The 255-nt window shown below is 60.4% G+C and carries 1 rRNA gene; it reads left to right on the forward strand.

Annotated features, from left to right (window positions below):
• Positions 1-97: ribosomal RNA gene (locus tag QSK37_RS51375) — 16S ribosomal RNA — on the forward strand; the annotation flags it as partial.
• Positions 98-255: the final 158 nt, after the last annotated feature.

Genomic DNA, 255 nt, shown 5'->3' on the forward strand with positions numbered 1-255 from the left:
ACCCTTGTGGGGGGAGCCGTCGAAGGTGGGGCCGGCGATTGGGACGAAGTCGTAACAAGGTAGCCGTACCGGAAGGTGCGGCTGGATCACCTCCTTTCTAAGGAGCATCACTGGCCACACGCACCAGGCGATCGAGTCTGGGGGTGTTGGTCCATGACTCATGCCACGGGCGAATGTCTCGTGGGTGGGTTTGCTCATAGGTGGAGCACTGGCTATTCGTGTCGGTTGTCATGCCGGTCTGGTTAGTACCGCCCA

It is taken from the genome of Actinoallomurus iriomotensis, from assembly GCF_030269445.1.
Lineage (GTDB): Bacteria > Actinomycetota > Actinomycetes > Streptosporangiales > Streptosporangiaceae > Actinoallomurus > Actinoallomurus iriomotensis.